This window comes from Rathayibacter sp. AC182 (genome assembly GCF_979253875.1).
The window spans coordinates 38,730-63,733 of the sequence record NZ_CEEDEK010000006.1; the positions used below are offsets into that span (position 1 = coordinate 38,730).

Sequence of the window (25,004 nt, forward strand, 5' to 3'; positions counted from 1 at the left end):
GACCGGGAGGCGGCGTCTAACGGCGGCGGAACACCGCCTGTACCGGAGGCGTTCGAGACAATCCTCGGCTACGTGACGTGGGTCACCGCCGGTCTCGCTGTCATGTCTCTGATCGTCGCCGGCGTCATGATGTCCGCTCGACGCCGCTACGGAGACGGCGAAGCGCACCTCGGACGCATCGGCGTCATCCTCCTGGCCGTGATCATCCTCTCCTCCCGCCTCCGCTCTCGTGACCGGATTCCTGCCGCTGGCAATGCATTTGAACGAGTCCTCGAGCGTCGTCGGCTGGGTACAGGGGCAGCTCGAGTGGTACGCCGGCGGTCTCGCGATCCTCTCGATCCTCGTCGCCGCAGGCCGCATGATCTGGACTCAGCGCGCGGCCGAGTTGCGCACCCTCGCCCGGTCCGTGCTGACTCTGATCGCTGTGGCCGGAGCCGGGCTCGTCGTGATCCGCCTTGCCACTCAGGCGGGTGATGAGTTCTCCGTCTGGATCCTCAACCGTTCCACCGACTGTGACGTCACCAACGGCGAGAGCAACTGCTTCGGCACGAACGTCTTCGCGATGATCTCGCTGACCGCCACCTCGGGCATCGGCCTCATTGGCCTGTTCCTCCTCGGGATCCTCGCGGTCCTGATGACCTACATCCAGGTCGCGCTGATGATCTTCCGCGGCGCGATGCTCGTCGTCCTCGCGGGGATCTTCCCGATCGCCGCGGCTGCGACGAACACCGAGCTCGGGCAGCAGTGGTTCAAGAAGACGATGGCCTGGACCCTCGCGTTCATTCTCTACAAGCCCGCTGCAGCGATCGTCTACGCGATCGCGTTCCGGATGACCGGTACCGACCTGTTCAAGTCGGACGGGACAGGGCTCTTCCAGATCGTCACCGGCCTCGCGCTCATGCTCATCGCGCTCGTGGCTCTGCCCGCGCTGATGCGCTTCCTCGTTCCCGCCGTTTCCTCGGTCGGCGGCAGCGGGGAGGGGCGGGTCTGCTCCTGAGCGCCGCCGCGGTGAGCGGCGCTGGCGACATCGCTACCGGTGCGATCCGCTCCCGCGCCGGTAGCGACAGCGGGGGAGGTGGGGGAGCTCCAGGCGGTAGCGGCGGATTCGGTTCGGCGCCGACCGGCAGCAACGCCTCCGCGGGCAGCACGGGATCGCCCGCTTCGGCTTCCGCTCCTGGCGGCGCGAGCTCCCGCCGCCGGCGGGGAGCTGCAGTCGGCGGATCGGCCGGTGGCGCAGCGACATCGGCAGGTGGCGCTGCAGCAGGCGGCGGAGCTGCCGCGGTAGCGGCTGGCGGTCCTATCGGGATCGGCGTCATGGCGGCGAGCAAGGCTGCTGAGGGAGCGAAGCAAGCAGCGGGAGCGGTCCAGGCCGCGACAGAGGACGCCACCGGCGGCAGCAGGAGCGGGAACTGATGACCACCACGACTCCCACCCGCAGCGCTGAGGCGCCGCGGACCTACGGCAATTGGCGCCGCCCGGCAGACTGCGGGACTTGGCGGCCTCGGGCAGCTCGCCACCGGGGTGCTGTTTCTCGGCATCCTCTCCTCGATCATCGCGTCGATGTTCTCGGGACTTGGGGCCGCGCTGATCGTCGCAGCGATCTTCGGCGGGATCTTGCTGACGGTTTCGGTGAAGGACAAGCACGGGCAGAGCGCCCTCGGAAGGACGGTGAATCGCGTGAACTGGATGCGGACGAAGGCCAAGGGAGCGAACGTCTACCGTTCCGGCCCCGTGGGTCGGGCGAAGTGGGGCACGTTCCAGCTTCCCGGCCTGGCTGCGGCGTCGCAGCTCTCCGAGCACGAGGACTCGCACGGGCGCAGGTTCGCTCTCGTGCACGTCCCCTCGACCAAGCACTACACCGTCGTGATCGCCACGGAGCCGGACGGCGCCGCTCTGGTGGATCAGGAGCAGGTCAACAACCAGGTCGCGGAGTACGGCATCTGGCTCTCCAACCTCGGAGACGAGCCCGGCATCGAGGCCGCCTCCGTCACCGTCGAGACGGCCCCCGACACCGGTACGCGCCTGCGGTCGGAGGTCGAGGGGTCGATGGACCCGGACGCTCCGGAGTTCGCTCGAGCGATGCTCTCGGAGGTCGTGAGCAGCTACCCGGTCGGGTCGGCCACGATCCGCGCCTACGTCGCGATCACGTTCTCGTCCCTGTCTCGCATCGGCGAGAAGCGCCGTAACGCGAAGGAGGTCGCCGCCGACCTCGCCGCCCGCCTCCCCGGGCTGACGACGGGCCTCGCCGCGACCGGTGCGGGCGCTGCGCGGCCGCTCGGTGCTCAGGAGCTGTGCGAGGTGATCCGGGTCGCCTACGACCCCGCCGCGGCCGTCCTGATCGATGAGGCCCGCGCATCCGGTGACGTGCCCGAGCTGTCGTGGACCGACGTCGGCCCCGCGGCCGCGGAGTCTCGGTGGGACTCGTACCGGCACGACGGCGCCGTGTCGACGTCGTGGACGATGACCTCCCCCACCTCGCGGAGTCGTGCAGTCCGGGATCCTCGCCCGGCTGCTGGCTCCGCACCGCGACGTCGCCCGCAAGCGCGTCACCCTGCTCTACCGCCCCATCGACCCGGCCCGCGCCGCGGCCATCGTGGAGGCGGACCTGAACGCGGCGCAGTTCAACAGCTCCGGCGTCCACCAAGCCCACCGCCCGTTCGACCCTTTCCACCCGCTCCGCCCAGGCGACCGCGGCGGAAGAGGCGTCCGGTGCCGGCCTGCTCAACTTCGGGCTGATCGTCACCGCGACCACCACCGATCCCGTGCACGAGGCCGACGCCCGCGCGGCGATCGACTCGCTGACCGCTGCCGCGCGGCTGCGGGGTGCGTCCGGCGTTCGGGTCGCAGGACACCATGTTCGCCGCGGGCCTGCCGCTGGGGCTCGTGCTCCCGCGCCACCTCCGCCTGCCCACCGAAGTGAGGGAGTCCCTGTGAGCATCATCACCCGCCTCTTTCAGTCCAACAATGGCAGCGAGCCCGAGCCCGGAGAGGACGTCCTACCGGACGGTGTAGTCACCGCCGCGCACGGGAGAGACGACGGGTGAGGACCTGCCCGTCGACGGTCTTCCCTCCGGTGCTGTCTCCTCGTCCTCGCAGGCCGCGGACGCTACTGCGCGCGCCCTCGCGGCGAGCTGTGGGTGCGCAGAGCGAGGGTCCGGTGATGGCGGTCGCGCAGCGCGCCGACGCTGGCTCGTGAGCGCACCCGCCCGCGCACCAGGCGCCGGGAGGGGAAGAAGGTCGAGATCCCGCACGGTGGGAAGAAGACGGCCCAGGGGACCGCGTTGCGCCGTCCTCTGCGGCCGACAATCCGCGGGTGGCTCGGCCGCGGCGGCGGCGAAGCCGTCAACGTCACGGCCGCCGATGAGTTCCGCGGGACGACCGTGCAGGTGTGCGGGCTGTACCCGTTCTCGGTCGGGACGGGTACGCCAATGATCGGGGTGCCGCTGGGGAAAACCTCTCCACCGGCGCCTCCGTCTGCTGCGACCCGATCAGCTGGTTCCAGCGCGCGAACCTCATCAGCAACCCGTCGATGTTCGTGCTCAGGAAGCCTGGCCTGGGGAAGTCCTCGCTGACCCGCCGCATGGCCGCCGGCCTCGCCGGGTACGGCACGATCCCGCTCGTGTTGGGTGACTTGAAGCCGGATTATGTGGATCTGATCGAAGCCCTCGACGGGCAGGTGGTCCCTCTCGGCCGTGGCCGCGGCTACCTGAACATCCTCGATCCCGGCGAGGCGTCGGAGGCGGCGCAGCGCCTCCGCGACGAGGCCGACCGCTCACTCGAGCGGGCCGACGAGCTCGCGCACCAGGTCGACGCGCTCGGCGTCTCCGACGACACCGCGGCGATGATCGCGGAGGTCGGCCGGCTGCGCAAGCACGCCGCGAAGGTGCAGCGCCTGGCTCACCAGGTCCTCGCGGACGCCCACGGCCGCCGGCACACGATGGTCGCCGCACTCCTGACGATCCTCCGCTCCCAGCCGCCGACCGACCGCGAAGAGACGATCATCGACCGGGCTCTGAAGTACCTGGACGAGCACCACCAGGGAGTGCCGGTCCTCGCGGACCTGCTGCGCGTGATCCAGGAGGCGCCGGACGAGATTCGCCTGGGTCGCGTTGGACCGCGGCGACATCGAAAAGTACAAGGACGTCACCGAGAACCTCGAAGCCTCCCTCATCGGCCTCACCACCGGTGGACGCCTGGGCGAGGTGTTCCTCGAAGCAGACCACCACGCCGATGCGCCGGGACCGGCCCGTCGTCTACGACGTGTCCTCAATCGATGACTCCGAAGGCGACCTCCAGGCCGCGATCCTCCTCGCCTGCTGGTCCGCCGGATTCGGGACCGTCAACGTCGCGGCCGCCCTCGCGGACGCGGAGCTCGAACCGCAGCGGCACTACTTCGTGATCCTGGACGAGCTGTGGCGGGCGCTACGCGCGGGCAAGGGCATGGTCGATCGCGTCGATGCCCTCACCCGCCTGAACCGCGCGCGCGGCGTCGGCCTGGCGATGATCAGCCACACGATGTCCGACCTCCTCGCTCTCGCCTCCCAGGAGGACCAGATGAAGGCAAAGGGCTTCGTGGAGCGCTCCGGCATGGTCATCTGCGGCGGCCTCCCCGGCGCGGAGATGCCGCTGCTGACCTCGGCGGTGCCGATGTCGATCGCTGAACAGGGGATGCTCACCTCCTGGCAGGACCCACCCGCCTGGGACCCCGTGTCCGGGCACGAGTCCGAGCCTCCCGGCCGCGGCCGCTTCCTGATCAAGGTCGGCGGACGTCCCGGGATCCCGGTGCGCGTCGAGCTGACCGCGGCGGAGAAGGAGGTCAACGACACCAACAAGCTCTGGCACGCGACCTCCCGCGCCGGACGTGCGGCGGAGCCGCTCGCCCACCGATCCCGTGAACGTCGAGATCCTGCCGTGAGCGCGAGGCGACCGGACGCTACGCGGCCGGGATGGTCGGCCTCGCTGTGGTCGCTGCCCCAGCGCTCTGCTGCGCGAGCGTGCTGGTGAGCCGGCTATGACATGCCCGTCGACGCTTGCGTTCGAGGGCTACCTCTGGGCCTGCCAACGGGCAGTCCCGGGCGATCACCGGTTCCACACGACTGACCTGCCCTGCTTGTTCGCTGAGCGGGGCTGCGCGGTCCTCTCCTGGGGGACCTCGCACCAAGCATCCGCCGACGACCGCACGCCGCGGTGGACAGGCCCGATCTACACGGAGGAGTCCGCATGAGCGCCACCGCCAACAACCGCCGCCGCGAACCCGGCAAGGCAGGCAACGACGCCCTGGATGCTCGGCGCAGCCCTCACCGTGATCGCCGCGATCGGCATCGTCTGGGTGGCCGTCGCGGTCGGGTCGCAGCTCGACGGAGTGAACGAGGGCCTGCCCTCGGATCCGTTCGACATCATCTCGGGCCTGTTCCGCGGCCAAGTGGTGTGGTCCACGTCCGCGACGATGACCGCCGCGGCCGCCGTCGCCATCATCGTCCTCGTCGGCCTCTGGCTCGTGTGGATGCGCTCGCTCGGACGGGAAGAACCGCTCGAGCGTCGATCACGCCGCCCGCTACATGGCGACGCCGCGCGACCTCGCGTCGATGATGCGCAAGCAGGCACTCCAAGAAATCCGCCCGCCTGGGCGTGCCGGAGAATCCCGGCGTCCCGGTGGAGTCGGCTGCACCTGGGAAAGCAGATGCTCTACGCCTCGTTCGAGGACATGATGCTGCTGATCGCCGGCCCCCGCGTGGGCAAGTCGACCTCCCTCGTCATCCCCGCGATCATGGCCGCGCCCGGCGCCGTGGTCACGACGTCGAACAAGCGCGACGTGCTCGACGCGACCCGCGACGTCCGCGCCGCCAAGGGCCACGTGTGGGTCTTCGACCCCCAGCGCGTCGCGTTCGAGGACGCGACCTGGTGGTGGAACCCCTCTCCTACGTCACCGACGACACCAAAGCCGCGAAGCTCGCGACGCACTTCGCCTCCGGCACCCGGACGCTGAACGCGAAAACCGACGCCTACTTCGACGGCAAGGGCCAGAGAGCTGCTGTCCGACCTGCTGCTCGCGGCCGCGGCCGGCAACCGGCCGATCAGCGACGTGCTGCTCTGGCTGACCTCCGTCGAGGACGAGACACCCGTCGAGCTCCTGCACGACAACGGCTACCCGACGAACGCGCGAGCGGTCCGCGGCATCATGAACACCGCCGACAAGGCCCGCGACGGGATCTACTCGACCGCGCAGGGCATGGCCGTGTGCTTGAAGAGCGCCGCGACCGCCGACTGGGTGAACGCCCGCCCGAACGACACCCGTCCCCAGTTCGTCCCCGAGACGTTCGTCACGTCGACCCAGACGCTGTACTCGCTGTCGAAGGAAGGCGCCGGCACCGCCGGCCCCCTCGTCACCGCCCTGACCGCCGCGACGATCGAGGCCGCGGAGGAGCACGCGGCACGTTCCCGGGGCGGGCGCCTCGCGACGCCGCTCGTTGCCGTTCTCGATGAGGCCGCGAACGTCTGCCGGTGGAAGGACCTCCCCGACCTGTACTCCCACTACGGCTCGCGCGGGATCCCGATCATGGCCGTGTTCCAGTCCTGGTCCCAGGGCGTCGGCGTGTTCGGGAAGGAGGGCATGCTCAAGCTGTGGTCCGCGGCGAACGTGAAGCTGTACGCGGGCGGAGTCGCAGAAGACGAGTTCCTGCGCACCCTCTCCGAGCTGATCGGCACCTACGACAAAGAGACCACCTCCGCCAGCTACAACAAGGGCGTCCGCTCCACCACCTCGGCGCTACGGCGAGAGAAAATCCTCGAAGTCGCCGACCTCACCAGCATGGGCCGCGGACGCGCGATCATGCTCTCCTCCGGCGCCCGCGCCGCCCTCGTCGACACCGTGCCCTGGTACAACGGCCCCAAGGAGCAGGTCGCCGCGATCAACGCCTCCATCGCCGCCCACGACGCCAGCCAGCGGACCAGCGAACGCCGCACCCGTCTCGCCTGTCGTGACGGTCATGCCTCCCGCGCCAGGCTCAGCCTGCGGCGGACGTCGACGCAGACCAGGACGCGACTCTCCGCGGTGAGCAATGAGCGACGAGGACCTGTTCGATGTCGACACGGATGCGTTCTCGGCTCCGGTTCGACCCGTCAGCCTGCACCCCGTCGAGGTGGAGGACGTGGACGAGGAAGAGGGGCCGGCGACGTACTTCGGATCCGCCGACGAGTGGGTCCGCAAGTTCCTCCGACCCTCCTACCGGCGCCGGGTGACGGCCAAGGGCCAGGCCGCCGGCGACCGGTGGGCGGCCGAGTGGATGGAGCAGCGTCGAGGCGCTGACCCGCATCGAAGCCCTCTGGCGGATGTGGGAGGAGATTCGAACGAGCGCCGGGTCTTTGAGCGCCTACTGGATTAATCATCTGGATCCGCACATGCGAGTCCTACTCTCACCCAACGGCCCCTACGCGACGTCGACGGACGAGAACCGACCAGGCGACATGCTCCCTTACGCCGCCCCGCCGACCGGGATGTTCCCGCCGGACGCGCAGGGCTGAGGACAGCTTCCGAACGGTGTCTGATGTCTCGTCGTCATTCGTTCACGGGACGTCGTCGAGCAAACCGGGAATATACCCCCCGGGGGTATGTTGAACCCCTTGGACCGATACCGAGGAGCGCCGATGACCGAGCACGCCCACGACCACAGCACGCACACCGCCGCTGGCGCCACATCGTGGCGCATGGCCGCGACCGCGACCCTGCACTGCCTGACCGGATGCGCGATCGGTGAGGTCCTGGGCATGGTCATCGGCACGAGCCTCGGGCTGCACAACGCGGGCACTGTCGTACTTTCGATCGCCCTCGCGTTCGTCTTCGGCTACGCGCTTACCATGCGCGGTGTGCTGCGCGCCGGGGTGTCCTGGCGCGCGGCGGTCGGGATTGCCCTCGCCGCCGACACTGTCTCGATCGCGGTGATGGAGATCATGGACAACACCGCGATGCTCGCCATTCCCGGCGCGATGGACGCGGGGGTCACGAGCGGCCTGTTCTGGGGCTCTCTTATCGCCGCTCTCGCTCTGGCCTTCGTGGTCACGACGCCGGTCAACCGCTGGCTGATCAGCCGCGGCAAGGGCCACGCCGTCGTGCACCACCTCCACCACTGACCCGCCGACTCGGAGAACCATCGTGAAGACCACCCGCCCCGCCGCAGTTCCCCTCTCGTCCTCGAGGACCGCGGGCGCTGCCCTTCTGGTCATCGCGACCGCGCAGCTGATGCTCGTTCTCGATGACACGATCGCGAACATCGCCCTGCCCGCCATCCAGGCGGAGCTCACCATGCGCGCGAGCACCCTCCCCTGGGTGATCAACGCCTACATCCTCGCCTTCGGCGGACTGCTCCTGCTCGGCGGCAAGCTCGGAGACCTCGCCGGGAGGCGTCGCGTGCTGCGCATCGGACTGGTGCTGTTCACCGCCGCCTCCGTCGTCGCCGGACTCGCATGGAACCCGGAGGCGCTGATCATCGCGCGCGCCGTCCAGGGCATCGGGGCAGCGCTCGCAGCCCCCAACCTGCTCGCACTGATCACGACGACCTATCCCGCCGGCGCCCCACGGGACAAAGCCCTCGCGGTCTACGCGGCGATGTCGGGCATCGGGATCACGGGCGGCCTGCTGATCGGCGGAGTCCTCGCGAGCACCCTCGGCTGGCGATCCGTGTTCCTCATCAACCTCCCGATAGGACTCGCCGTCATCGCCGGCACCCGCACCCTCACGGAGAGCACCCGCGGCACCGGCCGCCTGGACCTGCTGGGAGCGATCACCGCGACCCTCGGCCTCGTGTCCCTGGTCTTCGGGATCACCCAGTCCGGAGAAAGCGGATGGGAGTCGCCGCTCACCCTCGGCGCCCTCGGTGTCGCCGTGATCACGCTCCTCGCCTTCGTCCTCCGTCAGCGGCAGGCTCGAGCGCCGATGCTCCCCCTGACGATCCTCACCGACCGCAACCGCGTCGGTTCTTATCTCGCCACCGTCATCATCGGCGGTGGACTGATGGGCGGCTTCTACCTCCTCACCTTGTACCTGCAGAAGGTCGCCGGCCTCGACCCCCTCCTGACCGGCCTCGCCTTCATCCCGTTCAGCATCGGCATCATCGCCGGCAGCGGCGTCGGTTCCGCGCTGGCCTCACGCGTCCCGTCCCGGCTCCTCGCCTCCGCGGGACTGCTCCTCGCCGCAAGTGGCTTCCTCTGGCTCTCGACCATCACTCCGGAGACCAAGTACCTCCTGCACATCGCCCCCGCGCTCCTGCTCACGTCATTCGGGCTCGGGAGCAGCTTCCTCGTCCTCACCCTGACCGCCGTGCGCGCCGTCCCGCACGAGGTCGTCGGCATCGCCTCCTCCCTCGTCAACACCGCACAGCAGGTCGGCGCCGCACTCGGCCTCGCCGCGCTCACCGCCACCGCCGTCGCCATCAGCGCCACCAGCGCCGACCCGACCAGCGGCACCGCCCTCAGCGTCGGCTACTCCGCCGCCTTCGTCGTCGCAGCAATCGCCGCCCTCGCCGCCGCCGCCCTCGTCGCACTCACCGTCACGAAGGAGACGACCGAGACCTCACCAGCACCCGTCGCGTAAGAGGCGCTGGACGTCGCAGGACGAGCCTGAACAGAACCCGACCTTCTCGCGCCTCGACCGGTGCCATTCGAGTCGTAGCAATCTCTGGTACCCGCGGCCAGGTCGAACGAGACACGCCGTCTGCATCGACTTCCGGGGGCTCCTTCCTTCCGTGTGAGCCGTGCCGCGTCACGACGATGCCGGGTTGGGCAGGTTCATTGTCAGGAGATGGGATCCGTCTTCGTCGAGCTCCGCTGTGAGCGTGCCGCCGAGCAGAGCTGCGCGTTCTTGCAGCCCGAGGAGACCATGGCGTGCGCTAGGGAGGGCGAGTAGCGGACGGGTGGGAGGTCCGGCATGGAGGGAGACGGTGAAGTGGTCCGCGGTGGTGTTCGACATGAGGTGACTTCAGCGCCGGTCGAGTGCTTCCGAGCGTTGGTCAGCCCTTCCTGAAGGAACCGGTAGACGGCTCGGTGCGCGGCGGGCGACAGGAAGGGGGAGGCGTGAGGCTTCCGTGGATGGTGAGATCGCTACTGGCGGCCAGTTCGGCGAGCTCGTTCGAGGAGGGTTCCTTCACTCGCTCTCCGGGCTGTCCTCCCGCCTCGCGGAGCACGCCGACCATCGTCCGCAGTTCTTCAACGGTTGCTGAGGCCAGTGAGCGGATCGTGGTGGCCGTGGCGCGTGCTGTGTGGTCCGGCGATGAGACCTGGAGTGCTCCTGCCTGGATGGCGATCAAAGTGACGTGGTGGGAGACGACATCGTGCATCTCACGCGCGAGAAGCGTCCTTTCGCGGGCGAGTGCGCTCTCGATGACGTGTGTCCGCTCCTGCTCCTGAAGCCGGGTCAGTTCGTCCACACGCTGCGCCAGGTCCTTCTTCGTGCGGATCAGAGTCCCGATGAGGACCGGCACGCCGATGTAGATGACCGCCCAGAGGACGGTGTTGATGACGAACTCCGGGTACTCCCAGATCTGCTCGGGGATGAACCACGCGGCGGAGACGAGGGCCACCGCCCCTCCGACGCGCCAGCTCCGTCCGTCGCGCATCGTAAGGACGGCCAAGCCGATGGCGACGGGGACGAAGGCTTCGCCCCAGATGAATCCCGGCAAGGACAGGAGGATCAGGGCGAGAGGATACCGACGCCGGAGAGGATCGCGGCCGCCGCAGTGATGCCCGAGGCGACGATCCACGGGGTGGCCCAGAACAGGAAGGGCAGCTGCGAGAGCACGCCGGCTGCTACGAGCAGGACATCGACGCCGTACCGGGCCGCGAGTCGCGTCTTCTTCACTCTCCGCGACGGTGCAGCGGTTCGGTCCGCACAGCGCCGCACGTTCGGAGGTTCGCTCACTGTTGCACCGTAGGCCATGCGGTACAGGTCGACGTTCGATCGGGTCGACGGCGTTCACATCGTCAGCATCCGTGAGAGTCGACTGCGTGCCTTCGCCGCCCGTCCTCCCCGAACGCCTGGGAAGGGACCCGCCCGGCGTGCGAGACACGCGAGCGCTGATCTCACAGGCCGTCGCAGTCAGCGGCTGTTCGTCCTGCCGTTGACCACTTCGATTCGGACAGATGAACGGCGCGAGCGAATCAGGACGGGACAAGGCCAGCTCGAGCCGCGACGAGTGCAGCACGCACCCTGTTCGGTGCGCCGAGGGCAGTGAGCACAGCACTGACGTCGTCCTTCACCGCCCCCAGACTCATGGTCAAACTCTTCGCGATGGCACGGTTGGTCGAGCCCTCGGCCATGAGCCGCAGCACTTCGCGCTCGCGCGGTCGAAGCGACTCGACCCGAGCGCGAGCGTCGAAATCGACGGAGACCGCGGCAAGGCAAGCCCGCCCCACCCCGGAGCGAGCACCGTTCCGCCGCACGCCAGAACATGCACCATCGAGACGAGCGCCGCGGGATCGATGTTCTTGAGCAGGAAACCAGCCGCGCCGCCCATCAGCGCCGCTGAGAGCAGATCGTCGCGGTCGAAAGTCGTGAGCATCGCGACGATCGGAGGGTCGGGCTCTGCGCGCAGCGCGTGCAGAACCTGCAACCCATCGATGTCGCGCATCTGAACGTCCAGCAGCACCACATCAGGTTGGAACTCGCGGACCGCGGTGATTGCTGAGATGCCCGTGACGGCTCCGACCACCTCCACGCCCTCGCCTGCACCGAGGATCGAGTGAGAGTCCAGAGCGGACGAGGGCTTCGTCATCGACGATGAGCACGGATATCACTCGCTCATCATCTCGATTCGCGGCGGTGAAACATGGCGCTCCGCTGCAAAGTGGCCGACCGGCTGGAGATTCGTCATCCTTCGGGCGGAGAGGCAGCCAAAGGCACTAAACGGGCCGATGAGCGGCGGAAGTGGCAGGTCACCCGTCTGGGGTTGTTGGGTCCAGCAGTCGATCCTGCTGGCCGCGCCGAGCACGTTCGCTCGACAGTCAGGTGGCGGCTCCTTCCATGCCGACGGGGGATGCGCCGACACCTCCAGCACGTTTCACTCAGACCGGCGCGACAGGTGCGCGATTGCGCGAACGAGGAGTACACAGTGTTGAAATCGGTTCTGAACAAAGCGGTAGTCGCGCTAACGGCGGGGTGCGCGATTGTCGGCGCTCCGCTGGTACCCGCCTACGCGGTGCCATCGGTCGGGCTGGCAGCCTCGTCGATGTCGACACCTCACTCGCCCACGGCGAGTTCGGACGCGGATGAGGTCGTGGACATCCTCGCCTCCATCTCAACGAAGATTCCTGACTTGCAGGACGTTGACCCCGCCTCGGCTACGATCTCCCTAGAGCCGGGAAGTTCGTCGGGCGAGAGCACGCTGCTGCGCCGGGCCACCGAAGCGTCCGTCTCAGCCGCAGGGGAGAATCCGCTGACGGTCAACCTGCAGGCCGCTGAAGACGCGGTTGCAGTCAGCGTCTCCGAAACGGGCATCGAAGTCATCGATAACGGCGACGGCTCCCACACCGTGCCACTCAACCGCTCAGACGGATCGCTGCAGGTCGTGACAGTGATCGACTCCTCGACCGCCCCACGGAGGTACTCAGTCGATGTCGGCCTTCCCGAGAACGTCACCCTTACAGCAACGGAAGAAGGGGCGCTCGTAGCGATGGCCCCGGATGGGACGCTCGCCCTCGGCGTTGCCCCCGCATGGGCGTACGACGCCGTGGGCGTCGCCGTTCCCACCCGCTACACGGTAGAAGGATCGACCATCACTCAGATCGTGGAACACGACTCAAGTGAGTACCAGTATCCGATCACCGCCGACCCGTGGCTAGGACAGCGCCTCTTCTCCCCCATGACCGTCAACCGCAAGGGAGCCTTCCAGGGACGGCCGGTCTACTCTGGCCGACTGACGCCCTGGGGCGTCGCAATGGGACTCGGGAACGCCGGCTTCACCATCGTGGGTACCGCGGGATGGGAAGAGTTCGCCTCGTCCTGGTCAGCAGTGAGGAACAGTCGAAGTATGTACCAGCAGTACCAGTGCCACGCACTCTGGGGCCGCGCCATCATCGGCGCAGGCATCCACTGGGACCTCGAAGCGGTTCGCCCTGCCAACGCGAACTGGGCCAACGTTTTCAGCCACCAGTGCAACTGGTGAGCGCTGTGCCCGCCACCTCACTCCGCCGCAGGTCTCTCGCCCTTGTGGCAGCCGGATTTCTTGCCGGCGTGCTGATCACTGAGCGGTGTCGCCTGGACAGCAGATCGACTCATCGACAACGACCGCCGCGGCCTCACTCTGAACGACGTGATCCACGACGGAGTACCAGGATTCACAGGCGACTCGGTCCCAGTACCGACGCATGCGGCGACCGCCGAGGATGCGTCGAAGCGGTCACAGAGCGACGGCGTCTCCATTTATCGATTCGACACGCTCGACCACGCACGACAGGACGTCATCTACAGCGACGCAGACTTCTACCGATCTGACCGCTTCGTACTCGAGTTCGATGGAACTCTGACCGCTGAAAAGCGTTATCAGCTGCTGCAAGCAGTCGAAGGAGCATGGACAGGAAGTGATGACTGACACGGCTGGGAAGCCTTTGCGCGCGTCCTCCGCTGCACCCCTCGCGCTGGTGCCGCGCATCGACGGCGCCGATTCACGTCCGGAAACGGTCCCGACTTACTCGGCCGCCGGGGAAGGACCGGCGCCGGAGCACGATGCCGGCACGGGTACCGCGTCATCGCTGTCGATGCGGGGCACGGTTCCGGCCCAGTCGTTCATCGCGTCGAGCACGGGCCGCAGACCGTGACCGACAGGAGTCAGCTCGTACTCGACCCGCGGAGGGATCTCCGGGTAGGCGGTGCGCGTGACCAGCCCGTACGTCTCGAAGCGCCGCAACCGGTTGGTCAGGGTGTGTGCGCTCACTCCGGGCAGCGCCTTCATCAGGTCGCCGAACCGCATCGGGCCGTTCAGGAGCTCGCGGATGACGAGCGTGGCCCAGGGGCCGTCCAGGAGGGTGAGGAAGCGCGCTATCCCGCACTCGGGCCACTGATCAGCGGAGAACGACATCGAATCGACCCTTCCACCATTACTGCAGTTGACGTAACCGATGCAACATCTGCACTAATGCTCTCATGACCTACATCGTTCACGGAGCGACCGGTGCGCGGGGCGCTCCCGTCGCCGCCGCCCTCCTCCGCTCCGGCAAGACCGTCACCGCAGCCGTCCGCACCCCCGGTGCCTACATCTCCGGGCCGGCTGTCGCTGTCGACGCCTCCGACGTCGACAGCCTCGTCGCGGCCTACAGCGGTGCCGAGGGCGTCTTCATCCATCTGGCTCTGGGATCTCCGACGCAGCAGCTCGAGCACGCTCGGATGATCGCCGCGGCTGTCGACCGGGCCCGCCCCGCGCGAGTGGTCTTCTCGACCAGCGGCTACCCGCTCGGGGAGACGGACGACAGCCCGCACGGGGTCCTCGCGCGTGGGCTCGGCGCGACGGGCGTCCCGACCGCGGTCCTCGCGCCCCGCCTCTACCTGGAGAACCTCCTCCTCCCGCCGGTGATCGCCTCTGTCCGGGAGCAGGCCGTCCTCCCGTATCCGATCCGGGAGGACTTCCGCGTCGTCCTGGAGTTCGCACCTCGACGTCGCCGACGCTGCCGTGCGCTTGTTCGAGCGGAGCGACGTGGCCGGCGTCGTCGCCGTCGGCGCCCTGCCCGGACTCCTCGGCGAGGATCTCGCTGTCGGCTTCACCCGCTACTTCGGGAAGGACGTGACCTTCCACGCGCAGACCCCCGACGAGTTCGGCGCGATGACGATCCCCTTGTTCGGTGAGCAGGGGATGACTCCCGTGATCGACTCGTATCGCTGGCGCGCCACGCAGCCGGACGAACTGATCGAGGAGGCGCGCAGTGCGCAGGTCCTGCTGGACCTCTCGCCGCGCACGGTGGAGCAGTGGCTGCGGGACCTCGACGCCTGAGCAGTCGATCATGCGGTGACGGACGTCGCGGCGCTGCGGGGCGGCGTCGCGTCGTCCGGTGAGGCAGGGCCCGTTCACCCATGTCAGGCGGCATCACCGCGCCAGGACGCGGGGTGGCATCCCGTGACTCCACTTCGACTCGACGCCGGCGTCGTCGCCCCGCTGCTGGGGAATCGTCGAAGAACGTCCTCGGTGCTCGGCCTGCACCCTCGGTCGATACTCGGGCGGCTGCGCGACGTCGGGGCCGCCCCGGAGGAGGCCGCTCTCAGCGAGCAGGCCTCCCTCCGATGCGCCCGGTATCAGCGGCGCAACGCCGCATCGAGTGCGTCGCGGATGTCCTCCACGCGCTGGACTTCGAGCAGCTCGCCGTCGACGAGGATCGACGGCGTGCCCCGTACGCCGAGTTCTCGACCGGCGTCGAAGTCGTAGCGGACCCGCTGGAGGGTCGACGGGTCGGCCACGTCGGCGTCGTACTGCTCCATGTCGAGGTCGATCTCTCGGGCGAGCTCGCGGAAGAGCGCGGCCTGCGGTTCGCTGCTGCCGGCCCACTCGGGGTGGGTGTCGAACATCCGCTGGTAGAGGTCCTCGAACCGGTGCTGGCGTGCGGCCGCCTCGACGGCGACCGCGGAGGCCTCGCCGCTCGCGTGCGACGGGAGCGGGAAGTAGCGCACGGCGAACGTGACGCGACCCGCGTAGTCCTCCCGGAGCTCCTCGATGCCGGGATGCAGAGCCGCGCAGGACGGGCACTCGAAGTCGAGGAACTCGACGAGTGTGACCGCTCCGTTCCCGGCGTCGTCCAGGACGTGGCTGTTCGGGGCGAGGGCGGTCGTCGGTGCCTCGCTCGACGGCGAGAACGGGCGCAGGACTGCGAGTGCGACGACGAGTGCGACGACGGCGAGAAGGGCCGAGGAGGCGGCGAGGACGATCTTCGTACGGGTGCTCATGAGAGAGCCTCTCTGCTGGTGGGGCGTGCTGATGAGGGGGAGGACGGAGCGCGCAGTCTCATGGCGCGGACTCCGGGTCCGTCGGGGACAGTGCGCTGGGCGGTCCGGCGGGGGGTGCCGGCACGCTCGGCCGCTGCGAGCCCGTGCTGCGCGCCTCCAGGACGCCGAGTCGGTCGTTGTACTGCGAGAGCTCGGCTTCGCCGTCCCGGTCGGCGCGGCGGTCGTAGCGGCGAGCGGCGCGCTCATCGGAGCGCATCCACTGGGTGAGGACCACCAGAGCGATGAGCACCATCGGCAGCTCGCCGGCGCTCCAGGCGATGCCTCCGCCGACGCCCTGGTCGGCGAGGAGGGCGGTGGTGTCGGTGTAGTCCATCGCCGTCCACCAGTCCTCGCCGAGGACCGTGGTCTGGGACATGATCGCCAGGCCGAAGAAGGCGTGGAAGGCGAGCGTCGCGAGCATCACCAGGAGCCGGAGGACGTGGCCCGGCCGCGCGGGCCCGGGGTCGACTCCGATCAGGACCCAGAAGAAAAGGTAGCCGGTGGCCAGGAAGTGCACGGTCATGAGCACATGGCCCTGGTGGAAGAACATCGCCCACTCGAACCAGCCCGTGTAGTAGAAGGCCACGAGGCTCCCCGCGAACAGCACAGCGGCGACCGGGGCGGAGGAGAGGACGCACAGATAGCGGGAGTGCACCAGCGCGAGGACCCACTCCCGCAACCCTCTGCCGCCGTCGCCCCGCACGGGCAGGACGCGCAGCGCCGGGAGCACCGGACCGCCGAGGACGAGCAGCGGCGGGACGACCATCATCAGCAGCATGTGCTGGATCATGTGGGTGCTGAAGTGCACCTGCCCGTAGACGCCGGGACCGCCGCTCGTCGTCCACGCGAGCACCGCGCAGCCTGCAACCCAGGCGAGCGTTCGTCCGAGAGGCCAGCGCGTCGCCGCGTCGGCGGAGCCGATCGACGCCGACGAGGTAGAGCACCGTGCCAACGGCCGCGATCGCGAGCCAGACGGCGTCGATGTGCCACTGGGTGAGCATCCGCCCCGGAGTCGCTTCGGGCGGGTACGGGAATCCGAGCAGCCCGCGGCGGGCATCGCCGACGACGGGGTCCTGGGGCACGGGTGGGGCGCTGTTCGACAGTGCGACCGAGACGCCGATGGTGAGCGCCATGACGACCAGCTCGCCCACGGCGATGCTCGTGAAGGCCCGTCGGTCGGAGGGGTCCTCGCGCAGCCGGGGCAGCACCCGGAGGCGGTGCCACGCGCCCGCGCCGCCGAGCGCGAGCAGCGCCGCGGCCTTCCACCAGCAGCAGCTGCCCATACGGGGTCGCGAGATCCGCCGGGCCCTCCACGCGGAGCGACGCGCTTGACGAGTCCCGAGAACGCGACGGCGCCGAACGCCCAGCCCGCGAGGACGAGAGTAGCGCGACGCGACCACTCCGATCTCGGCTCCGACCGCTCGGCGCAGCAGAACAATCGCGACGAGCCCACCGGCCCAGGCGGTCACTCCGACCAGGTGCACGGCGACGCTGTTGACCGCGTTCGCGTGCTCGTCGGAGCCGGAGGCGTGCCCCGACAGAGCGAGCGGGAGCAGCGCGAGAACCGCCAGGGCGTTCGCGGCGGCCACCCAGGCGAGACGCCGGGCCAGCACCGTGATCAGCAGCACTGCCGTCGCCCAGCCGATCGAAGTGACGAGCGTCTGACCGAGTTCGAGCTCGGTGGCGTAGAAGAGGAACTGCGTCCGGAACCCCGGACTGTCCAGCGGCTGCCCGATCGCGTTCGCCGCAGTGAAGACCAGCACCGCGATCGCCGACGCGACCCAGGTGGCGGCCGCCCAGCGCGCCCAGCGCAGGGCCCGGTCCTGCGAGTACGAGACCACTCCGGGAGCGATGCGCTGACCGGGCAGGAGGAAGACCGCCGCGGTGAGCAGCCCGATGGTGAGCGTCGCGGCGATGTCGTGCACGGCTCGGGAGGCGGGCAGGCCCTGCCTGACGAGTTCGCCGGGGTCGATGAGCAGCGGCGGCTCGGCGGCTCGCGTCATCGTCAGTGCCAGCAGAGTGATCGTGACCGCGGCGGGGACCGCCAGCAGGAGGACCGTCTCGACCGGTGGGATCGTGACGGTGACGGGATGGGGTGCGGGAAAGTCGTCGGTGCTCGATGTGTGCGCCACAGGGGTGGCTCCCTTCGAGAGCGGTCCGCGAGGGCACCGCTCATCGGCTCCAGGGCGCCCGAGGGAGGACGCGCAGGAGTTCTCTCCGAAGACGCCGGCCGCACGAGCTCGGACGGCCCGATCACGCGGGCTGAAGGCACGGCGGTCGTGCACCGGTGCGGGGAGTCCGCTGCCCGGCGCGCGTCAGGGGTCAGGAGGCGGGAGGAGCCGGCGGACCGCGTCGAGGCGAGGTGTCGGGAGAAGCGCCCGCGGCGACCGGGAGGATGTCGCGCAGCTCGAACGCGCGGGCCGGCGCGGGCGCGGAGCGGGCACGGCGAGGAGGACGAGTGGCGCAAACCGTGTGGCCGCGTGCGCCGTCGTCTGGGCAATAGCGAGGAGCAGGGTCTCGCCCCGATGCAGGACGGCGATGGTCACGACCGCGGCGACGGCGTGGGAGAGCTGCATGGTCGCATGGCTCGCGGCAGCGGTGGCGATTCCGCTGACGTCGACGGTGGCGAGGTGCTGCGCGTGCCCGCCGATGCTCGCCGGTCCGGACGCTCCGAGCTGGAAGAGCGAGTGGAAGAGGAGCTGGCTCGCCCCGACCGAGAGCGACACGCGCAGCAGCGAGAGCCGACGGCCCGCGAAAGCCGTGCAGATCAGCACGGACATCACCAGCGGCGCGAGGACGCCGAGAGGACCGGGAGCGTCCCCGCCGCCGACGACGTGCGAGAACAGAGCGGTGAAGGTGGCCACCACCGCCGCTGCGAGACCCCGGAGGGTGCGCAGCTGACGGGAGGTAGACATCTGCTCAGTGTCGCAGACCGTCACGGGATCGACTTCGGGGACCGGCGACGTCCGGGCGCATGCTAGGCGCCTGGGACATTCCGGCGCTCACTCCGCTGATCGTTCAAGGGGCCGACTGCGGGGAGGGGTAGGGCTCGTCTGCTTCCGCTCCCGAAGTCGTATCACGGCGTGGTGATTGCCGCAGAGGAGGAGCAGTAGGCGCGACGGCCGCCGCGGCTCGTATCGATGTAGACGCGCGAGCAGGTGGGTCGATTGCAGACGCCCATTCTCTCCGCGTGCGATTCGACGGCGAAAACGGCCAGACCTCCGACGGTGAGCGCACGGATCTGCTCTACGATGCCCTCCTCCTCCGACACGAAGTGGAGGTGTGGTGGGAGATCGTCGTGCAGGGCGAGTTGAACCTGACTGACGCTGATCGTCAGCATCTCGTTGATCAGATGACACCGGGTGGGAACGTCACCTGCCTCGAACACGTCCTTCAGACGAACGGTCCACTCTCGGAGGACGTCGAGGTGTTGAGAAAGCCCGTCCAGCCGTACACGGGCACGATCAACGGCGACGAGAACGGAGCCGAGGTCCCAGAGATCGTCCTCAACGAGGTTCACCAGCTCCTCAGCAAGCCGAACTCCGATCATGTTGTCATGGTTGAACTGCATGAAGCCATGACAGCACACTGATTGTCGCTCGGCGAACGGAGCGCGGAACATCCGCAATCGCTTCGAATCCCCGCCGGAAGACGGAGCGTCATCGGATGAAACAGAACGGACTCTCGTCGGCGGCGATGCTTCTGTGGGGACTGCAGTTCTCCTTCCTGAATCCGGCGCTCGCGTTCCTTCTCGTGGACCTGTTCGACGCGGACGCACCTACCGTCGGAGGGGTCCTTGCCCTGTACAACCTCAGTGGAGTCGTCGGATCGCTCACCATCGCGAACATCGCGGACCGACGACGCGGGTACGTGGGGAGTGGTGATCAGCGGAGCTGCCGCGCTGGCGCTCGCGCTCGTACTGTTCTTCTCGACATCGTTGCTGGTGGTTGTGATTGCTCTCGTGCTGTTCGGCGGTCCGGCAGCGGGCGGTGTCCCTTTGCTGTTCGCGCACCTGCGGGCGGCGGGCGGACGGCCCGCGGACGTGGTGCGAGCACGCGCCCTCTTCTCGCTTGCCTGGGTGGCCGGCCCACCCTCGCCACGTTCGTGATCTCCGCCTTCGGTACCCGTGCCGAGCTCGGTGTGATCGCAGCGATAGCTTCACTGAACGTCGCCATCGGCATCCTGATGCTCCGGAGCAGGGTGACGTACGCCGATTCACCTGCGAGGGATCAGCGGCTTGGTGGCACGGACACGCGATCCGGAGCGGGGTCCGCCACTCGGAGCACCGTTGTCGTCACGGTCGTGGCGTTCGTGTTTCTCCAGGCAGGCAACCATGCCGCCGTCACGTCGATGACCCTGTTCACGACACGCTCCCTCGGGCTCGGCATCGAGTGGGCCGGTGTCGCGCTGGGCGTCTCCGCCGCCCTCGAGATCGGTGCTCTGCTGCTGGTCGCACGTCTGACCGAGCGCTTCTCGAGCACGGTGCTCGTTGTGCAGGGCTGCATCGTAGGAGTCGTGTACTTCGCTTGCATGACCTTCCTCGTCTCGAGGTCCGGTCGAGCTCATCGCCGCACAGGTACTGAATGCGTGGTTCTTCGCCTCGCTCGAGGGGGTCGGCTTGAATCTCTTCCAGCAGATCATCGAACGTCCCGGGATCGCCTCGAGCCTGTTCACGAACACCGTGCAGCTCGGAGGCGTCGCCGCTGGACCCCTCATCGCGATCGCCGGAGCGAGTGCTCTCGGCTACCGCGAGTCTTCGCCGCCGCCGGAGTTCTGACGCTGGTCGGCGCGACTCTGACCGGGGTCACAGCGCTCCGGTCGCAGCGGCGCCGATCCCAAGTACAGGGTGAAGAACCGAACGGACCGGGCTAGCACGGAGCCTTGCTCGGGAAGCATCGCAGTCCGGGCGGAGCAGCTACCCTGTCGTCTCGGAGTCTCCATTGCCGGCGCTTTCCGTGCGGAATTCCCGCGGGTCGATCAGTTCCGTTCGAGGCCGAGGAGCTCGCATCCAGATGCTGAGGTGCCAGTCCTGGTCGTTGGCGAGCGGATCTGCTGCGTTTCCGGCGCGTCCATCGACGGAGCTGGGCATGACGAACGCGCATGTTGCGGAGCCGTCGGCGTTGTAGTTGAGCATGTTTGCCCGCAGGATCGTGCCGGCGAGTTCGTCGGTTCGCTCGCTGCGCAAGGGCGCCGGCAGTCGAAGCAGGACAGTTGCCGTCAAGGCGCTCCAGTAGTGCGGGAAGATGTCTCCCCACAGCTGGTCCGAGCCGAACCAGTAGCCGTCCCAGTGCCGGATCCCGATGCCGTTCAGCCGCACGTGGGGTTGGGGGCCACCGAATGCGAGCAGCCACGGCAGTCGCTCTTCGATGGCTGCGAGGAACTCGGTTTCACCGGTGATGGTGAAGGCATCGATCAGCAGATTGATCAGCGGAGCGACCATCGACTGCTCGTAGCTCACCTCGTGACCTGGAAGGTCGACGCCCATCGCGATGAACGCTCGCGCGCTGGCGACCAGAGCGGTTCGAAGAGTTTGTGCCCGCGCTCCGAGGTTCGCGTCGTCGAGGCTGCGAGCGATCGCGGTGCAGGTCTCGGAGAACTGGATGGAGAAGGTGGCGACTTCCTCCGAGCTCGAAGCGCGCTCGATGATGCGAGCCGCGAGATCCAGGTCACTGCGGTCGCCGAGGAAGTGGTATCGGTCGTGGAAGAACTGCGCCAGCCATGGTGCGTCGTACAGACGCGGCCCGGAGTGCTGGAGACTGAGAGCCCCGTCTGGGGAGCGGCCGTCGCATCGAGCAGGTGTGCCTGCGCGAGCTGCGCCCAGCCGTCCAGGGCAGAGGCAACCTCATGGTCGTAGGGGACCCAGCCAGCCATGGCGGCGAGTTGGATCAGGACCGGCATGCCGATCCGCTCGGAGCCGTCGGACCAGTCGGACCAGCCGTTCGTCGACTGGGTGAGCTTGTTCCGCGAGTGTCGACCGGAACAAAGGCGTGAGCGAGGAGTCCTGGCCGCTCGGGCGTGGTCTGGTGATCGAGGATGTACTCGATGCGGCGCCGAGCAACGTCGGCCAACGGTAGATGGAACGCGATCTCGGTGCGCATCCCGCCGACCTCGATGTCGATCGGGCCGTGCGAACTGGAAGTGATCTCGTACCCTCCGTCGACAGCGGTGACGGAGGCGGAGACACCGTCGGGGATGACGGGCGCTCTGTCGGTGCGCAGTGCGATCGTCGTGCCCACTTCGGCGGAGTAGGCGGCGAAGTGCACCGGGGGCCGCGACCGCTTCCATGAACTGTTCGATGTTGTGGAACCAGGCGATGTCCCATGACAACGCGTAACTCTCGCCCGGGGCGAGCACGATCTCGGGTTGGCCTCCGAAGGCGGTGGGGTTGCGGGTGAAGTCCGTCGCTTGGAGAACGAGGTGTCCGCGAGCGTTGGAGAGGGTGTTCTTGTTCCGGGACTCGACGGAGTAGCTCCGCAGCTCACCCTGTCGCAGGATCACACCCAGCAAGCGGCCTGTTCTGACATCGGCTGCGCGAGGGCCGAGGCTGTACTGCCGCCGGTGAAGAGGTGGGCGTGAACGGCGCGGTCCAGAGAGGCTCGAGCGCCCTGGTAGAGGTCCGCGAACGGCGTCTGAACCCCCAAGCCGGTGATGCGAAGCTCGTCCGGTCCGTCGTTGTGGAACTGGAAGTGCTCGGTGATGATCGGCCCGAAAGAGCGGGTCACCGTCGACGAACGCCGTCCAGGGGAGCGTGGTCAGAGCTCGATCCGGTTTCGTCCACCTCGATTCCCCAGCAGCGTTCCACCGAGCGGATCCTCGGTTCGTGATGAGGTGTCCGGATCCCCACTGATGTTCGAGCGAGTGCCAGAAGACGTCTTTCTGCTCGAGCAGGTACAGCCGCTCGGGCGAGGTGAGGTCCCGGAACGCAGCGGTGCTCCGGTGGTGATGTCGACGTCCACCTCGCCGGCGCCGAAGGCCCGAGTCTCGGTCGAGCCGACGTCGGCGGTCGAGGGCAGAACGTAGCGCGCGTCGATGACGAGCTCGTTCGGGTCGGTGACGATGTCGGTCACGGTGTTGTCCTTCTGGCTCGGAGGCGGTGACGGCTGAGCATTACTTGACGGCTCCGCCGGTGACACCTGCTGCGACGTAGCGCTGGGCGACGATGAGCAGCACGATCGCGGGGATGGAGGCGAGTACGGCGGTCGCCATGACGGAGCTCCAATCGGAGACGTAGGAGCCGATGTACTGATAGAGCCCGAGCGTCACTGGGCGTACGGCGTCGGTTGTTGTCAGGGTGAGGGCGAACGGGAAGTCCCCCCAGGTGAAGAGGAAGGTGAACAGTGCCGCGGTGATCAGAGCGTTGCGGCTCATCGGCAGGACGATCGAGACGAAGGTGCGGATCTGGCCTGCACCGTCGACCCGGGCGGCTTCGATGACCGATGTGGGGATGCTGCCCATGAAGGCACGCATGATCAGGATCCCGAAGGGGATTCCGGCGGTGGAATCAGCGAGGATCAGGCCCGGGATCGAATTGAGTAGGCCGACGTTGTTGTACGCGGTGTACAAGGCGTTCGGGAGCACGATGCCTGGCACCATCTGGCTGATCAGGATCGCGAAGAGGAACACTCCGAGGCCGGGGATTTTGAACTGGGCGAGCGCGTAGCAGCGGGGGTGGCGATCAGCAGGCTGAAGACCACACTGCCGAGCGCGATGATCAGGCTCGTGAGCAGGTGACCGCCCTGCTCGCTGATGGCGTTGACGTAGCCGCTGAGGTCGGGGTTCGTGGGGAACCAGGGCGACCCGACGGCGCGGCCACCGGGTTGCAGGGAGACGTTCACCATCCAGTAGATGGGGAACAGCATCACGGACAGGATCGCTACTCCGGCGATGGTGGATGACCATCCGGTGCGTGCGCGCCGGGGCGGGTGCGTCGGGGTTGCAGCGTGCTGACGGGCGCGGCAGCAGGGTCAGGGTCTGGGTCATCACCGCTCATTCGTCGATCGCACGCCGGTTGGCGCGCAGATAGATGACCGCGAAGATCAGGGAGATCACGATCAGGATGTTGCCGATGGCGGCGCCTTGGCCGAATGCGAACTGTTGGAACGACTCCTGATACGCCTGGGTGGCGAGGGTCTGAGTCGAGTTGGCGGGCCCGCCCTTGGTGAGGCCGAGGATGATGTCGAGCGCCTTCAGGGTGTAGACGACGCCGAGAACGAGCACGACGGTGACGACAGGCCGCAGCAGCGGCCACGTCACGTTGCGGAATGCCTTCCAGCCGGTCGCGCCGTCGAGCGCCGCCGCTTCGTACAGCTCCTCCGGGATGTCCTGCAGACCGCTGTAGAGGATCGTGACGTTGAACGGGATCCCGATCCAGATGTTCACTCCGATCACCGCGACGAGGGCGAGGGTGGTGTCGGTCAGCCAGCCCGGATGCGCGTCGGTGAAGAAGAGGGTGCTGAGAGCCTGATTGAGTGCGCCGGAATCCTGGTCGAGGATCCACTTCCAGATCGCGCTGGACACGATCAGCGGAATCAACCACGGCAGCAGCAGCAGCGACCGCAGCAGCCCACTGAGGGGGAATCTGCGGCGGAAGAACACGGCGATCGCCATGCCGATCACGAACTGCCCGGCGATGGAGACGACCGTGAACACGGCGGTGTTCACCACGGTCCGGCCGAAGATGGACGACTGGATGACGGCGGCGTAGTTGTCGAAGCCGACCCAGGGTGCGACTCCGGTGTAGAACGTCTTCGCGGAGTAGTCCTGGAAGCCCATGATCACGTTCTGCACGACCGGGTAGCCGAAGAAAAGGATCAGGTACGCGCCCGCGGAACGAGGAAGGCGATCTGGACGAGGCGTTCGCGGCCGCGGCCGGAACCGAGCACTCGTCGCCGGTCAGCGATCCGGGTCGCTGCAGAGGAGGTGAGGGTCGTCATGGGATCTCATTCGGGTCGGCAGTGGAGAAGAGAGAAGCGGATCGGGCGGCACGCATGAGCGTGCCGCCCGATCGCGGTCAGCCCTTGTCCGCCTGCTGCAGTGCCTCGAGCGGGGCGGC

The 25,004-nt window shown here is 68.2% G+C and carries 27 protein-coding genes and 4 pseudogenes; 14 read left to right on the forward strand and 17 right to left on the reverse strand.

Annotated features, from left to right (window positions below; translation table 11 throughout):
* Positions 1-229: 229 nt before the first annotated feature.
* Positions 230-997 (forward strand): hypothetical protein, encoded by a 768-nt coding sequence (locus tag AC0CII_RS24800; RefSeq protein WP_465231198.1) that lies wholly within the window; start codon positions 230-232, stop codon positions 995-997.
* 524 nt (positions 998-1,521) lie between these two features.
* Entirely contained in the window at positions 1,522-2,736 is a 1,215-nt protein-coding gene (locus tag AC0CII_RS24805; RefSeq protein ID WP_465231199.1) for an SCO6880 family protein, read from the forward strand.
* A 370-nt stretch (positions 2,737-3,106) separates the two neighbouring features.
* Here AC0CII_RS24805 and AC0CII_RS24810 read toward each other — a convergent pair whose 3' ends face one another.
* Positions 3,107-3,352 carry a hypothetical protein gene (locus tag AC0CII_RS24810; protein WP_465231337.1) on the reverse strand — a complete coding sequence of 82 codons (246 nt, stop codon included), beginning with the start codon at positions 3,350-3,352 and terminating at the stop codon, positions 3,107-3,109.
* Here AC0CII_RS24810 and AC0CII_RS24815 point away from each other — a divergent pair.
* The 6 genes and pseudogenes from AC0CII_RS24815 to AC0CII_RS24840 all read left to right on the forward strand — a co-directional run bounded on the left by AC0CII_RS24815 (position 3,306) and on the right by AC0CII_RS24840 (position 9,586).
* Positions 3,306-5,004 (forward strand): annotated as a pseudogene (locus AC0CII_RS24815) (ATP/GTP-binding protein). The gene AC0CII_RS24810 and the pseudogene AC0CII_RS24815 sit on opposite strands and share 47 nt — an antisense overlap.
* A 277-nt stretch (positions 5,005-5,281) precedes the next feature.
* A complete protein-coding gene (locus AC0CII_RS24820; RefSeq protein ID WP_465231200.1) occupies positions 5,282-5,986 on the forward strand; it encodes a type IV secretory system conjugative DNA transfer family protein in 705 nt (234 codons plus the stop codon).
* Positions 5,987-6,082: 96 nt separating this feature from the next.
* A complete protein-coding gene (locus AC0CII_RS24825; RefSeq protein ID WP_465231201.1) occupies positions 6,083-7,306 on the forward strand; it encodes a type IV secretory system conjugative DNA transfer family protein in 1,224 nt (407 codons plus the stop codon).
* A 23-nt stretch (positions 7,307-7,329) separates the two neighbouring features.
* Entirely contained in the window at positions 7,330-7,521 is a 192-nt protein-coding gene (locus AC0CII_RS24830; protein WP_465231202.1) for a DUF4913 domain-containing protein, read from the forward strand.
* A 123-nt stretch (positions 7,522-7,644) separates the two neighbouring features.
* Positions 7,645-8,127 (forward strand): DUF4396 domain-containing protein, encoded by a 483-nt coding sequence (locus tag AC0CII_RS24835; RefSeq protein WP_465228248.1) that lies wholly within the window; start codon positions 7,645-7,647, stop codon positions 8,125-8,127.
* Positions 8,128-8,149: 22 nt separating this feature from the next.
* Positions 8,150-9,586 (forward strand): MFS transporter, encoded by a 1,437-nt coding sequence (locus tag AC0CII_RS24840; protein WP_465228247.1) that lies wholly within the window; start codon positions 8,150-8,152, stop codon positions 9,584-9,586.
* A 415-nt stretch (positions 9,587-10,001) separates the two neighbouring features.
* Here AC0CII_RS24840 and AC0CII_RS24845 read toward each other — a convergent pair whose 3' ends face one another.
* The 4 genes from AC0CII_RS24845 to AC0CII_RS24860 form a co-directional block, all read right to left on the reverse strand.
* Positions 10,002-10,670: a sensor histidine kinase gene (locus AC0CII_RS24845; RefSeq protein ID WP_465231203.1), complete on the reverse strand. Its 669-nt coding sequence runs from the start codon at positions 10,668-10,670 to the stop codon at positions 10,002-10,004.
* Positions 10,671-10,681: 11 nt separating this feature from the next.
* Positions 10,682-10,849 carry a hypothetical protein gene (locus tag AC0CII_RS24850; RefSeq protein WP_465231204.1) on the reverse strand — a complete coding sequence of 56 codons (168 nt, stop codon included), beginning with the start codon at positions 10,847-10,849 and terminating at the stop codon, positions 10,682-10,684.
* A 299-nt stretch (positions 10,850-11,148) separates the two neighbouring features.
* On the reverse strand, positions 11,149-11,307 hold the full coding sequence (locus tag AC0CII_RS24855) for a LuxR C-terminal-related transcriptional regulator (protein WP_465231205.1): 159 nt from the start codon (positions 11,305-11,307) through the stop codon (positions 11,149-11,151).
* Positions 11,265-11,699 (reverse strand): response regulator, encoded by a 435-nt coding sequence (locus AC0CII_RS24860; RefSeq protein WP_465231206.1) that lies wholly within the window; start codon positions 11,697-11,699, stop codon positions 11,265-11,267. Before AC0CII_RS24860 ends, AC0CII_RS24855 begins: the two co-directional genes overlap by 43 nt.
* A 564-nt stretch (positions 11,700-12,263) precedes the next feature.
* Here AC0CII_RS24860 and AC0CII_RS24865 point away from each other — a divergent pair.
* Positions 12,264-13,151 (forward strand): DUF2599 domain-containing protein, encoded by an 888-nt coding sequence (locus tag AC0CII_RS24865; RefSeq protein WP_465231207.1) that lies wholly within the window; start codon positions 12,264-12,266, stop codon positions 13,149-13,151.
* A 147-nt stretch (positions 13,152-13,298) separates the two neighbouring features.
* Positions 13,299-13,577, forward strand: coding sequence for a hypothetical protein (locus AC0CII_RS24870; protein WP_465231208.1), 279 nt, complete (start codon positions 13,299-13,301; stop codon positions 13,575-13,577).
* A 96-nt stretch (positions 13,578-13,673) separates the two neighbouring features.
* On the opposite strand, the gene AC0CII_RS24875 is transcribed toward AC0CII_RS24870, so the two are convergent.
* Positions 13,674-14,063 carry a winged helix-turn-helix transcriptional regulator gene (locus AC0CII_RS24875; protein ID WP_465228242.1) on the reverse strand — a complete coding sequence of 130 codons (390 nt, stop codon included), beginning with the start codon at positions 14,061-14,063 and terminating at the stop codon, positions 13,674-13,676.
* A 65-nt stretch (positions 14,064-14,128) separates the two neighbouring features.
* Between AC0CII_RS24875 and AC0CII_RS24880 the strand changes: the two genes are divergently transcribed.
* Positions 14,129-14,824, forward strand: coding sequence for an SDR family oxidoreductase (locus AC0CII_RS24880; RefSeq protein ID WP_465231209.1), 696 nt, complete (start codon positions 14,129-14,131; stop codon positions 14,822-14,824).
* Positions 14,763-14,969, forward strand: a complete 207-nt coding sequence (locus AC0CII_RS24885; protein WP_465231210.1) for a hypothetical protein — start codon at positions 14,763-14,765, stop codon at positions 14,967-14,969. Before AC0CII_RS24880 ends, AC0CII_RS24885 begins: the two co-directional genes overlap by 62 nt.
* 299 nt (positions 14,970-15,268) lie before the next feature.
* On the opposite strand, the gene AC0CII_RS24890 is transcribed toward AC0CII_RS24885, so the two are convergent.
* From AC0CII_RS24890 to AC0CII_RS24910, 5 genes and pseudogenes are all read right to left on the reverse strand, one after another.
* Positions 15,269-15,913, reverse strand: coding sequence for a DsbA family protein (locus AC0CII_RS24890; protein ID WP_465228240.1), 645 nt, complete (start codon positions 15,911-15,913; stop codon positions 15,269-15,271).
* Between the two features lie 58 nt (positions 15,914-15,971).
* Entirely contained in the window at positions 15,972-16,187 is a 216-nt protein-coding gene (locus AC0CII_RS24895) for a hypothetical protein (RefSeq protein WP_465231338.1), read from the reverse strand.
* Positions 16,188-16,220: 33 nt separating this feature from the next.
* Positions 16,221-17,009: pseudogene (locus tag AC0CII_RS24900) on the reverse strand (cytochrome c oxidase assembly protein); the annotation flags it as partial.
* 1,258 nt (positions 17,010-18,267) lie between these two features.
* On the reverse strand, positions 18,268-18,891 hold the full coding sequence (locus AC0CII_RS24905; protein WP_465231211.1) for a hypothetical protein: 624 nt from the start codon (positions 18,889-18,891) through the stop codon (positions 18,268-18,270).
* Positions 18,892-19,028: 137 nt separating this feature from the next.
* On the reverse strand, positions 19,029-19,523 hold the full coding sequence (locus tag AC0CII_RS24910) for a CGNR zinc finger domain-containing protein (protein ID WP_465231212.1): 495 nt from the start codon (positions 19,521-19,523) through the stop codon (positions 19,029-19,031).
* A 306-nt stretch (positions 19,524-19,829) separates the two neighbouring features.
* Between AC0CII_RS24910 and AC0CII_RS24915 the strand changes: the two genes are divergently transcribed.
* Both AC0CII_RS24915 and AC0CII_RS24920 read left to right on the forward strand, forming a co-directional pair.
* Positions 19,830-20,060, forward strand: a complete 231-nt coding sequence (locus AC0CII_RS24915; RefSeq protein ID WP_465231213.1) for a hypothetical protein — start codon at positions 19,830-19,832, stop codon at positions 20,058-20,060.
* Positions 20,061-20,570: 510 nt separating this feature from the next.
* On the forward strand, positions 20,571-20,729 hold the full coding sequence (locus tag AC0CII_RS24920) for a hypothetical protein (protein WP_465231214.1): 159 nt from the start codon (positions 20,571-20,573) through the stop codon (positions 20,727-20,729).
* A 138-nt stretch (positions 20,730-20,867) separates the two neighbouring features.
* On the opposite strand, the gene AC0CII_RS24925 is transcribed toward AC0CII_RS24920, so the two are convergent.
* The 6 genes and pseudogenes from AC0CII_RS24925 to AC0CII_RS24950 all read right to left on the reverse strand — a co-directional run bounded on the left by AC0CII_RS24925 (position 20,868) and on the right by AC0CII_RS24950 (position 24,885).
* Positions 20,868-21,410, reverse strand: a complete 543-nt coding sequence (locus AC0CII_RS24925; protein WP_465231215.1) for a hypothetical protein — start codon at positions 21,408-21,410, stop codon at positions 20,868-20,870.
* A 427-nt stretch (positions 21,411-21,837) separates the two neighbouring features.
* The gene (locus AC0CII_RS24930; protein ID WP_465231216.1) at positions 21,838-22,215 is read right to left on the reverse strand and encodes a hypothetical protein; all 378 of its coding nucleotides are present in this window, start codon (positions 22,213-22,215) and stop codon (positions 21,838-21,840) included.
* A 231-nt stretch (positions 22,216-22,446) separates the two neighbouring features.
* Positions 22,447-22,674: a hypothetical protein gene (locus tag AC0CII_RS24935; protein WP_465231217.1), complete on the reverse strand. Its 228-nt coding sequence runs from the start codon at positions 22,672-22,674 to the stop codon at positions 22,447-22,449.
* A gap of 30 nt (positions 22,675-22,704) precedes the next feature.
* Positions 22,705-23,019: a hypothetical protein gene (locus tag AC0CII_RS24940; protein WP_465231218.1), complete on the reverse strand. Its 315-nt coding sequence runs from the start codon at positions 23,017-23,019 to the stop codon at positions 22,705-22,707.
* Between the two features lie 40 nt (positions 23,020-23,059).
* Positions 23,060-23,811: pseudogene (locus tag AC0CII_RS24945) on the reverse strand (carbohydrate ABC transporter permease).
* A gap of 127 nt (positions 23,812-23,938) precedes the next feature.
* Positions 23,939-24,885: pseudogene (locus AC0CII_RS24950) on the reverse strand (carbohydrate ABC transporter permease).
* Positions 24,886-25,004 lie beyond the last annotated feature (119 nt).

Bases quoted from the DNA above. Each gene is read 5' to 3' on its own strand.
- AC0CII_RS24880 (WP_465231209.1), top strand. From the start codon at position 14,129: ATGACCTACATCGTTCACGGAGCGACCGGTGCGCGGGGCGCTCCCGTC.
- AC0CII_RS24855 (WP_465231205.1), bottom strand. From the start codon at position 11,307: ATGGCCGAGGGCTCGACCAACCGTGCCATCGCGAAGAGTTTGACCATG.
- AC0CII_RS24820 (WP_465231200.1), top strand. From the start codon at position 5,282: ATGCTCGGCGCAGCCCTCACCGTGATCGCCGCGATCGGCATCGTCTGG.
- AC0CII_RS24830 (WP_465231202.1), top strand. From the start codon at position 7,330: ATGTGGGAGGAGATTCGAACGAGCGCCGGGTCTTTGAGCGCCTACTGG.
- AC0CII_RS24890 (WP_465228240.1), bottom strand. From the start codon at position 15,913: ATGAGCACCCGTACGAAGATCGTCCTCGCCGCCTCCTCGGCCCTTCTC.
- AC0CII_RS24875 (WP_465228242.1), bottom strand. From the start codon at position 14,063: ATGTCGTTCTCCGCTGATCAGTGGCCCGAGTGCGGGATAGCGCGCTTC.
- AC0CII_RS24910 (WP_465231212.1), bottom strand. From the start codon at position 19,523: ATGCAGTTCAACCATGACAACATGATCGGAGTTCGGCTTGCTGAGGAG.
- AC0CII_RS24835 (WP_465228248.1), top strand. From the start codon at position 7,645: ATGACCGAGCACGCCCACGACCACAGCACGCACACCGCCGCTGGCGCC.